We start from the raw sequence: 9,254 nt of genomic DNA on the forward strand, positions 1-9,254 counted from the left end.
AGCTGCGCGACAAGCTCGAAGCCGGCATCGCTGAACTGTGCGCCCCGGTCCGCTTCAACGGCCAGGACGCGCCCCGCTTGCCCAACACCTCCAACGTCGGCTTCGAAGGCCTCGCCGCCGAGGCGATTGTCATCGCTCTGAGCGAGCAGGGCGTGTGCATCTCCGCCGGTGCCGCGTGCAGCAGCGGCTCCATGGAAGCCAGCCACGTCATCCAGAACATGCGCGTCCCCGAAGCCTTCGCCCACGGCAGCGTCCGATTCAGCCTCGGCCGCATGAACACCGACGCCGACGTCGACGCCGTCCTCGCCATGCTCCCTGGCATCATCGAACGCCTCCGCGACGTCATGCCGGTCATGGCGTGAAGCTTGAGACCCTAATCGGATTGAGCCGTACAAGCGAAGAGTATCTGGCGGTGCTGGCAGATAGGACTAACCGCATGAAAAGAGAGGGAAGACCAGCCATCCCTGCCGAGGTAAAGAGGAGGGTTCGGCAGCGATGTGGTTTCGGTTGTGTGATTTGCGGGCTTCCATTGTACGAGATGGATCACATTCAGCCGTGGGCAACTGAGGGGATGCACGATGAAGCCAATCTCACTTTGCTCTGTGATCGCCACCATCGCGAGAAAACCTCTGGGCTTCTACCAATCGAAGCTTTGAAGCGGGCAAACACGAGTCCGCGAAATCGGCGAATCGCAACTACTCATCCTTACGAGCTTCACTACTTTGGCGAGGAAATCACGTGTGTGCTTGGGAGTTGTTCGTTCTCGTCGGATCTCGCCGAGGATACGATCGTGGCGATAGGGGCGTTGTCTGATGAGTTGTTGTGGTTCACCTTCTGGGAATCTGATTTGCTTATTAATGCGATGATTCCGGGCGAATCCGGCCATCCGGCGATCAAGATCATCGAGAATGAGCTCGTGCTTCATACAGGTGAGTTCGACATTGAGTTCGTCGGGAAGTCGCTTGCCATTCGTCGGAGCTTGCGGGGCATATTGCTCAAAGTGGTATTTGAGCCGCCATCGCGAATCAGTATTGTCAGAGCCAACATCAACATGAGCGACTTCACGATTGATATCTCTAAGCACGGTGTCCGGGGGAATCGTGGATCGCATTTCCACGACTGTCATGTCGCAGGGGTTCCTGTCGGCTTTGCCTTTGCGTACGACCGGCGCGGTCCTCGTGCATTCTCCGTGCCCGCAAAGGGCGAGTCGGATTAGTGGCTATCGGCCAACCGCGTGGCCGTCCTTCCGCCAGTCGCTCGCTGATTCGTAGCCGTCGTCGAGTTCGCGGATCAGTTGTGCCCCACCGAAGTGTTCGAACGACTTGGTTTCGAGTTCGTGGCCGCGCTGGGTGAGGTCGGCGAGGAGGGCGTTGTCCCATGCGTCCTCAACGATGACGCGGTTGTCGCCCATGCACTGCCAGCGCGGGGCGTCGCAGGCTTGTTGCAATCCTTGTCCCGCGTGGAGGCGGGCGAGCATTTGCAGGTGGCCCTGGGCTTGCATCGGCCCGCCCATGACGCCGAAGGCCATGTCGAATCCACCGTCGTGGGCAGCCTGTGCGAAGCCGGGGATGATGGTGTGGAGCGGGCGTTTGCGTGGGGCGACGGCGTTGGGGTGGCCGGGGGTGAGAGTGAAGCCGACGCCGCGGTTGTGCAGGGCGATGCCGGTGCCGGGGACGACGACGCCGGAGCCGAAGCCGTGGTAGTTGGACTGGATCAGCGAGATCATCGTGCCCGCTCGGTCGGCCGCGCAGAGGTAGACGGTGCCGCCGTGCTTGGGCACGCCGGCCGCGGCGATCGTGGCTCGGCGGGGGTCGATCAGCTTGCTGCGTTCGGCAAGATATGCGTCATCAAGCAGTTCGAGCCCAGCTCCGTCACCGACGTGCGCGTGCAGGTCGGCCAGGGCGAGCTTCATCGCCTCGATCTGAAGGTGCACGCCGTCGGCACTGAGCCAGTCGGTCGGCGGGTCGACGTGTTGCAGCAACCGCAACGCGACCTGCGCGGCAATGCCCTGGCCGTTGGGCGGGATCTCGCGGAGCGTCACGCCGAATCCGTCGGCGGCGGGCAGGTCGGCGTCGGTGAGCCAGTCGATCGTGTGTTCGGCGAGATCGGCCGTTGCCATGGCGCCCGCGGCGGTCGCGATCTTCGCGGCGAGTTCGCCGTGGTAGAAACTCTCGCCCCGGTCGTCGGCGATCGTCCGCAGCGTTGCCGCATGGTCCGGCGACTTCCAAACCTGACCCGCGCGGGGTGCCGGCAGAAACACGCGGCGAAACTCGTCGAACTTCCCGAACCTCGCTTCGCTCCGCGACCATGCCGCCGCCGTGATCGGCGACACCGGGTACCCGTCGCTCGCATGCCGGATCGCCGGCTCGAACAGGTCGCCGAACGGCAGCGACCCGAACCGTTCGTGCAACGCCGACCATCCCGCGACGCCGCCCGGTACCGTGACGCCGTCCGGCCCGGTCATCGGTACGGCATCGCGCCCGGCGAAGTACTCCGGCGTCCACGCCGCCGGTGCGCGTCCGGACGCGTTGAGGCCGTGCAACGTGTCGCCGTGTCGCACGATCGCGAACAGGTCGCCGCCGATGCCGTTGCTTGTCGGCTCGACGACGGTCAGCGCGATCGCCGCCGCCAGTGCCGCATCGACCGCATTCCCGCCGCGTTCGAACATCGCCAAACCGGCCGCCGTCGCGAGCGGCTGCGAGGTCGAAATCACGTCACGGCCCATGACGGGTTGGCGGGTGTCCATGCCAAACCGTAGCGCTCAGAAGCCGAGTGCTTCGCCGACGAGCCGCGCGATGACGAGGTAGGCGTTGCCCCACGCTTCTTCGCGGAAGAACGTCGGCGTTTTGCCCGGCGACCCGATGAACGGCCGCAGCACATAACCCATCTGCATCCCGACGAACGCGTATACCACCAGCCAGACATAGCGGAGCACGCGATGTATTGGTGCCCGTGCTTCGAGCGGTCGGTACCAGCGACGTAGCACCGATTGCCCGACGAGCGCGGCCGCAAGGAACACCGCCGCGTTGGCCACGACCGCCGGCGCGTAGTCGGCGTTGCCCGCGTACCACAACACCAAAGCCGGCGCGAGCGCGACGAGCGTCACACAGATCACCGCCTGAGCCGCGAGCAGGTTTCGCAGCACCTGCCGAAAATCGTCGCCGACGCCTGCGAGGATGTTGAGCACGAAAAAGCTCGGCAATGCGATCGCGAACGTCACGATCAGGAGCATCGGCAGCTTCACCGCCGAGAAGAAAAGCTGCGTCGGCTCGCCGGCCCACACACCGGTGAACGTCCCGACCGCCGCGCCGTGTATCAGCCCGAAAAGTACCGCGAACAGCAACGCCTGCCGCCCCGACACCGTCGGCGTCGGGCTGCGCAACAGGCGGTCGATGTTGTCGAGTGCGGTTGTCATGTCAGTCGTTCGATTCGTCCACGCCAATAAGCTTTCCGGCCGCTTTGAGCACCGAACCGAAGAAGTTGCCCTCGCGATCGCGGAACACTTCGAAGCCGCGCTCGGCGACGACCTGTGGATCGCCGATGAACGGCCGCATCACCCAACTCATCTGTGCCCCGACCAACGCGAACACGACGACCCAGATCTGGAAAATCGTTTTCACCGGTGCAGAGGTGCGCTCGCGTTGCACACGGGTCAGTGCCCCGGGTTCGCGCGGATCGTCGCCCTCGGCGAAAGTCGGCGGCATGTCCGGCTTGGCTTCGGGTTCCTTCGCCAGGCGTCGCAGCGTCTGCAACAAGAAGCCCAAGCCGAGCACGCCGCTGACAGCGAAGATCGCGACGTTGAGCAGCTTCATGAACGGATAGCTTTCGGTCGTGAAGCTGAAGAACGCGATGATCGTCGCAAACCCCGCGAGCACCGCGAGCATGACGGCGATCGCGCCGAGGATCAGCTTGAGCATGTTCGCGATTGACAGCCGGGAGCCGACCAACGCGTTGAACACATACAGCGACGGCAGCGTGACGACGAGCGTGAGCAGGAACAGGGCTGGCACCTTGATCGCCGACGAGATGATCTGCAGCCAGGCGCCGTCGGTCCCGCTGAGCACGCCGAACGTGCCCATCGACACGCCGAACAAAGCGCCCAACACCACGACCGCAACGAGCAGCCCGGCAATGGAAAGGTCCAGCTTGCCGTCGGCGACGGCGTCTGCCCGTGTCTTCTCGCCGCGGAGGAGTTGGTCCAGTTGTTTGAATGCGGAGGACATGCGCAGGAGACAACGCCGCGAGGCGGGCGAAGGTTTCGAAAACTTCTTGCGTCACACTTTCCAGACGATCCGCAGCCGGGTGAGCAGGGCGATGATCGCGCCGAACGCGATGGTCTTGAAGCATGCCCAGCCGAATTTGATCCACCGCGAGAACGAGGCCGTCCACGCGTCGACGCCGGTCAGTGCGACGACGGGTCCGAGCAGGTTGGTGATGGCCATGTAGGCGAGCAGGGCGTTCTGACCGACATACGCCGCGATGCCGAAGCCCGGCCATTTGCGGACGTCCATCCAAACGATCAGCCCGCCCAGCGCCGCGGCCGAGAGGCCGAGCGTCGTGAGGTAGTAGCTCAGCGTCGCGGGCGGCCCCTTCTTGATCCCACCTTCGAACCAAGAGCCGTGCGCTGGCAGGACCGCGAGTGTCAGGCCGAGGCCCAGGGTGACCAACGCGAACGCACCGATGCGCCGGAGCAGCGGGTCGTGCATCCGACGCCACGCGAGCAGCAGCAACGGCAGCGTGATCAGGCTGACCCACGGTGTCCGCAACACGCCGCCGTGTTCGTAGTGCCGCAAGCCCAGCAACACGATGACCACGCTGGCCAGGATCAGGGCGATCGTCAGCCAGTCTCGCGTGGTTTTTGCCGGCGGCTTGTGTGCGACAAGCCAGTCTCCGACGAGTGTCGCGGGAAGCACGAGCCAGAGAAACTTGTACCACGTGACATCCCACAACCGCTGCCATTCGAGCCAGCCGTTGCCAAGGCGGAGCCAGCCGTTGCCCGGCGTGATCGGGTCGAACGTGTTGCCGAACGTCCGCCACTCCGGCACGCCGATCGCTTGGTGATGTGCGAGCAACATGATCGGCAACGCGGCCAGCAAGCGTACGACCGGCCGGCGTTTGGTGGCCAGCCAGAGCAACACCGACACGGCGTACATGTGTGCCAACAGAAGGATGATGATGTCGAGGTGCTGCAGCGGTGGCGCGTCGCCTCTGTCGAAGACCGCCACCATCACGACAGCGGCGGCGAAGCCCACGGTGCGGACGGTGTACCGCTGCCACGACTTGGTGGCTTTCGGCAGGCGCACGAATACCGCCGTTGCCGGAAGTAGCGCGAGCAGGGCGAGCCAGTGCCGGGCCATCCCCTCGGCCGCGATCTGACCCGGCACCATCTTCCCGACGTAGACCGCGAACAGCATCAGCAACACCCATCGCCCCAGCACCTGCGGTACCGCCTGCCTCCATGTCTTGTCTCGCAACGCCAACGGGATCGCCGCGCCCATCGAGAACAGAAACATTGGGAACACCCAGTCGACCCAGGTCAGCGCCGGCCACTGGTTCGTGAACGCTTTCGGTACGGCCTCGAACACGCCTGCTTCGTTGGGCAGGTATGCCGGGTAGTACCCGTGGTACATGACGTTCGGCAGAGCGGCGGGGAGGATCCCGCTGAAACACATGAGCAGCACCGCGCTGCCGCGTAGTCCGTCCAGTGCCCGCGCTCGTTCACGCATCACCCAAGCCTACCACGGCTTCGATCCGTTCAACGGAGCATGCGGGTTAGCGCGATGCCACCGACGACAACGCCGGCCAACCCGAGCCAAGCGGATGTGTCGAACGTGTTCGAACGCGTGGGTAGCGTCAGGCGTTGGCCAACGATCGCGTCGCTGCCGAAGTTGCCCAGTCCGGTGAACTCCTGATCGTGGCCGGAGGGTACGGCGATCGTCGCGACACGTCGTTGCCCGAGCGACACGACGGCCACGTTCGCCGCCCGCGGTGTCGGCAACGGCACGGTCCAGCGTGTGGGTGTGTCGCGTTCCACATACAATGCCATCCCGTTCAGGCGGACCGTGGGTCTTGCGCTGGCGGTGATGAGAAGCGTGTTGCCACGACGGTCGACGGTAACGCTCGGATCAGCTGGTGCAGCCTCGACACGATCGGCAAGCACGCCAATCTCGTTGTCGGTCGGGGCGAAGGCTGTCGCGGCGACGGTCGCGTCGCCGACCTGCCAGACGGCGACGGCCGGTTCGCCGGTGTCGAATCGGGCAAGGGCGCTCGCGCCGTCGCGGAGCCATGCACTAACGCGCTCGGTGTCACGCTCGGCGATGCCGGGCCAGTCGAGTCGAGCGGGAGGCGGTGTCGACGGGAGCGTCGCATCGCCGGCGACCTCGGCCGCGGTCTCGGCCCATTCCGGCCCGGCACCGATGACGCCGCCACTGCGAGCCACCACTTCGGCCAGTGCCGCTGGAACTTCGTCGCCGAGTACGACGGCGGAGATGCGCAGGCTGCCGGTGTCAACGCCATCCAGTTCGGCCGAGCCGTCGGTGAGTAGCAGCAGATCGCGTGGCGTGTCCGTCTCCACGGCGATTGCTTGCAGTGCCAGTCGGAGGTTGGTCGGTCCGCCGGCGGTGAGATCGGTCGGCACCGCAAGTGGCGCGGTTGCGGGCACGCCACGCTCCCACCAACGCAAATCATCGGCGAACGAGCCGACACCGCGCGTCGCATCGGCGGGCAGTTGTGCAGCCGCTGATTGGAGTGCCGTGATGCCGCGCTCGAGTCGGTCGGCCCGGCCCATCGAGCCGGACACGTCCAGCAACAGCAGCCATTCTCGATCGCCCGCCGGGGGTGTCGGTGAGAGTGGCGACGTGCCGCGCAGCGCCGGCGGTAGGGCGGCGAGATCGCCGACGATCAGCCCACCGCCGCGGCCGAGGTGGTCGGCGACATCCGCGGTGAACCGTTCGGCGTAGACCACCGACGCGTTGCCCGGGATGGTGTCGACCGCCGTCCAGCCGGGCGGTGCGGGACGCTCGGCGAGCCAAGCCCGCGCCACGTTCTGTGCGACCTCGAGCGACATGGCGTTATTCTCGGGCCAGGCGTCGTTTTCGACATCGACGCGCACTGTCCCGGTCGTATTGGCGAGCCCGACGACCCGATCCCCTGTCACTTCGGACCGATCCGCTTCGGCACCGCTTACCGAAATCTTCGTCGGTGTCGCCGCTTGGATGACCGCCGCATAGGGGCTCAGGTCGGTTACGCGGGTGTCGGCCGGTTGGTCGAGTGCGGGATCGGTTACGAGGAACGTTTCGGGCATGCCCGCGGGCATCGGCAGTCGTCCATCGCTGAAGATCACCACGATATCCGCATCGGGCGCGGCGGTGAGTTGCTCGGCCGTGTCGATGATCCGAACCAGATCCGCATCACGCCCGACCGCAGCGCGGATGAATGGCGTCGGGTCGGCGTCATGCCAAGCGGCGGTTCGTGTCGACGCGGTCCGGTCGACGATGACGGCGATGGTCGGTCGCGCGTTCCACGGCACAACCACACCCGCCGCGGCGAGCAATAGCAACGCAAAAGTGATCAGTCCAAGTGTTCGACCCACAAGCCGAGCGTATCGGAAAGGCAGGTCGTTTCATCGTAAAAAATCGCATTGTCGCGGCGTGCTCTTTGGAACAGTTTCCGTGCCGGGTTCGATCGGGTCATTTGAACCCGCGACGACGCTGTCGACTGTACCGCGCGAGCGAGTCCTCGATCACGCTGAAGCACGCCTCGGCCGGTTGGAGTTCGTCGACCTCGACCGCCTTGTCTTCCATGAGCTTGTAGTCCTGAAAGAACCGTCGCAGCTGCGCGATGCGGTGCGGGCTCATGTCCTTGGCTTCGCGGTAGAAGTTGTACTCCGGGTCCTCGGTCGCGACGGCGATGACCTTGTGGTCCTTCTTTCCCTGATCGACCATCGTCATCAGGCCAATCGCCCGGGCGTTCATGAGCGTCAAGGGCATGACCGGCTCCTTGCAGAAGACCAGCACGTCCATCGGGTCGTCGTCCTCGGCGAGCGTCTGCGGGATGAACCCGTAGTTGGCCGGGTAATACACGGCCGAGTAGAGCATGCGGTCGAGCTTGATCAGGCCGCTGTCCTTGTCGAGCTCGTACTTCACGGACGAACCGAAGGGGATCTCGATGACGCAGTTGAACTCTTGCGGGATGTCCTCGCCGGGTGTGACGTCGTGCCAGGGGTGGATCATGGTTCGGGGTTGGTTTTGCGGGAAGCGAGGAGGATGCCCAGTTCGTAGAGCAACACGAGGGGGGCCGCGAGCAGGGCCATGCTTAACACATCGGCCGGCGTGACGATCGCCGCCAGTGCGGCAAGGCCGAAGATGACGTACTTGCGGTTCTCCCGAAGGTCGCGCGGCTCCACGATCCCCGCCGCCACGACCCCCAAAACGACCAACGGCAACTGAAACGCCGCGCCGAAGACGGCGATCATCACCATCGCGAGGTTGATGTACGCCGGCAGCTCGATGAGCGGCGAGGCCAGCGACGTCGGGGCAAACTGCTGGACGTGGGTCGTTTTGCCGTCGAAGATTTTCAGGCGTGACTCGGTGGTGTTGAACCACTGCGACCCAGCCGCGGGATCGACGGGGTCGGCGGTGACCAACGCGACCTGCGGCAGCACCACCCCCTCGGCTAGTGGGGCGGTCGACGACGCTTCGTACCCCGGCAGCGGGATGCTCAGCCCGAAGCTCAGGAAGAACTGGAGCGTGATCGGCAGCACGAAGAAGTATGCCAACGCCACGCCGAGGAACGTCAGAAAGATGCTAAGCGGGATGTACTTCGTGACGGCCCGGCGCTCGTTCGGGTACAGCCCCGCGGCGACGAACTGCCAGAAGTGCCAGATCACCCACGGTGACGCGAGCACGATCCCACAGATGATGCTCACCTTGAGGAAGATCGTGAACGGACCCGGCAGGGTGTTGAAGTACGTCTGCGGCGAGACGCCGGCTTCGAGCTGCGTGAGGATCAGCGGGCGACAAAACGCCGGTAGCACGTAGTCCCGGCAAAAGAACAGGCACACGCCTGTTGCGATCACCACCCCGATCAGCACCTTGATCAGCCGACTCCGCAGTTCCTCAAGGTGTTCCCCGACCGGCATCCGGAAGTCGTCGGGGTCGAAGTTTTGGTCGAGCTTGAGCACGCGAGTGAGAGGATATCACCGCAAAGTCATCCTGAGCGCAGTCGAAGGATCTCTTCGGTTTCGTGACAAATCG

Annotated in this window: 9 protein-coding genes; 2 read left to right on the plus strand and 7 right to left on the minus strand. The window is 64.7% G+C overall.

What is annotated here, in order from left to right:
• On the plus strand, nucleotides 1-362 hold a 362-nt coding region (locus AAGD32_17850), incomplete at its 5' end, for an aminotransferase class V-fold PLP-dependent enzyme (GenBank protein MEM8876112.1).
• A gap of 74 nt (nucleotides 363-436) precedes the next feature.
• Nucleotides 437-1,216 (plus strand): HNH endonuclease signature motif containing protein, encoded by a 780-nt coding sequence (locus AAGD32_17855; GenBank protein ID MEM8876113.1) that lies wholly within the window; start codon nucleotides 437-439, stop codon nucleotides 1,214-1,216.
• Nucleotides 1,217-1,219: 3 nt separating this feature from the next.
• Here the strand turns inward: AAGD32_17855 and AAGD32_17860 are convergent, their stop codons facing one another.
• The 7 genes from AAGD32_17860 to AAGD32_17890 form a co-directional block, all read right to left on the minus strand.
• Complete coding sequence (locus AAGD32_17860; GenBank protein ID MEM8876114.1) at nucleotides 1,220-2,746, minus strand: gamma-glutamyltransferase family protein; 1,527 nt, start codon at nucleotides 2,744-2,746, stop codon at nucleotides 1,220-1,222.
• A 15-nt stretch (nucleotides 2,747-2,761) separates the two neighbouring features.
• A complete protein-coding gene (locus tag AAGD32_17865) occupies nucleotides 2,762-3,415 on the minus strand; it encodes a hypothetical protein (protein ID MEM8876115.1) in 654 nt (217 codons plus the stop codon).
• 1 nt (nucleotide 3,416) lies between these two features.
• Complete coding sequence (locus AAGD32_17870) at nucleotides 3,417-4,223, minus strand: hypothetical protein (protein MEM8876116.1); 807 nt, start codon at nucleotides 4,221-4,223, stop codon at nucleotides 3,417-3,419.
• 51 nt (nucleotides 4,224-4,274) lie between these two features.
• Nucleotides 4,275-5,726: a DUF5009 domain-containing protein gene (locus AAGD32_17875; GenBank protein MEM8876117.1), complete on the minus strand. Its 1,452-nt coding sequence runs from the start codon at nucleotides 5,724-5,726 to the stop codon at nucleotides 4,275-4,277.
• Nucleotides 5,727-5,755: 29 nt separating this feature from the next.
• Complete coding sequence (locus AAGD32_17880; GenBank protein MEM8876118.1) at nucleotides 5,756-7,591, minus strand: hypothetical protein; 1,836 nt, start codon at nucleotides 7,589-7,591, stop codon at nucleotides 5,756-5,758.
• 97 nt (nucleotides 7,592-7,688) lie between these two features.
• Nucleotides 7,689-8,231, minus strand: coding sequence for an inorganic diphosphatase (locus tag AAGD32_17885; protein MEM8876119.1), 543 nt, complete (start codon nucleotides 8,229-8,231; stop codon nucleotides 7,689-7,691).
• Nucleotides 8,228-9,181: a twin-arginine translocase subunit TatC gene (locus AAGD32_17890; protein MEM8876120.1), complete on the minus strand. Its 954-nt coding sequence runs from the start codon at nucleotides 9,179-9,181 to the stop codon at nucleotides 8,228-8,230. The genes AAGD32_17885 and AAGD32_17890 overlap by 4 nt, the downstream gene beginning before the upstream one ends.
• Between the last annotated feature and the right edge of the window lie 73 nt (nucleotides 9,182-9,254).

It is taken from the genome of Planctomycetota bacterium (genome assembly GCA_039182125.1).
Classification (GTDB): domain Bacteria; phylum Planctomycetota; class Phycisphaerae; order Tepidisphaerales; family Tepidisphaeraceae; genus JBCDCH01.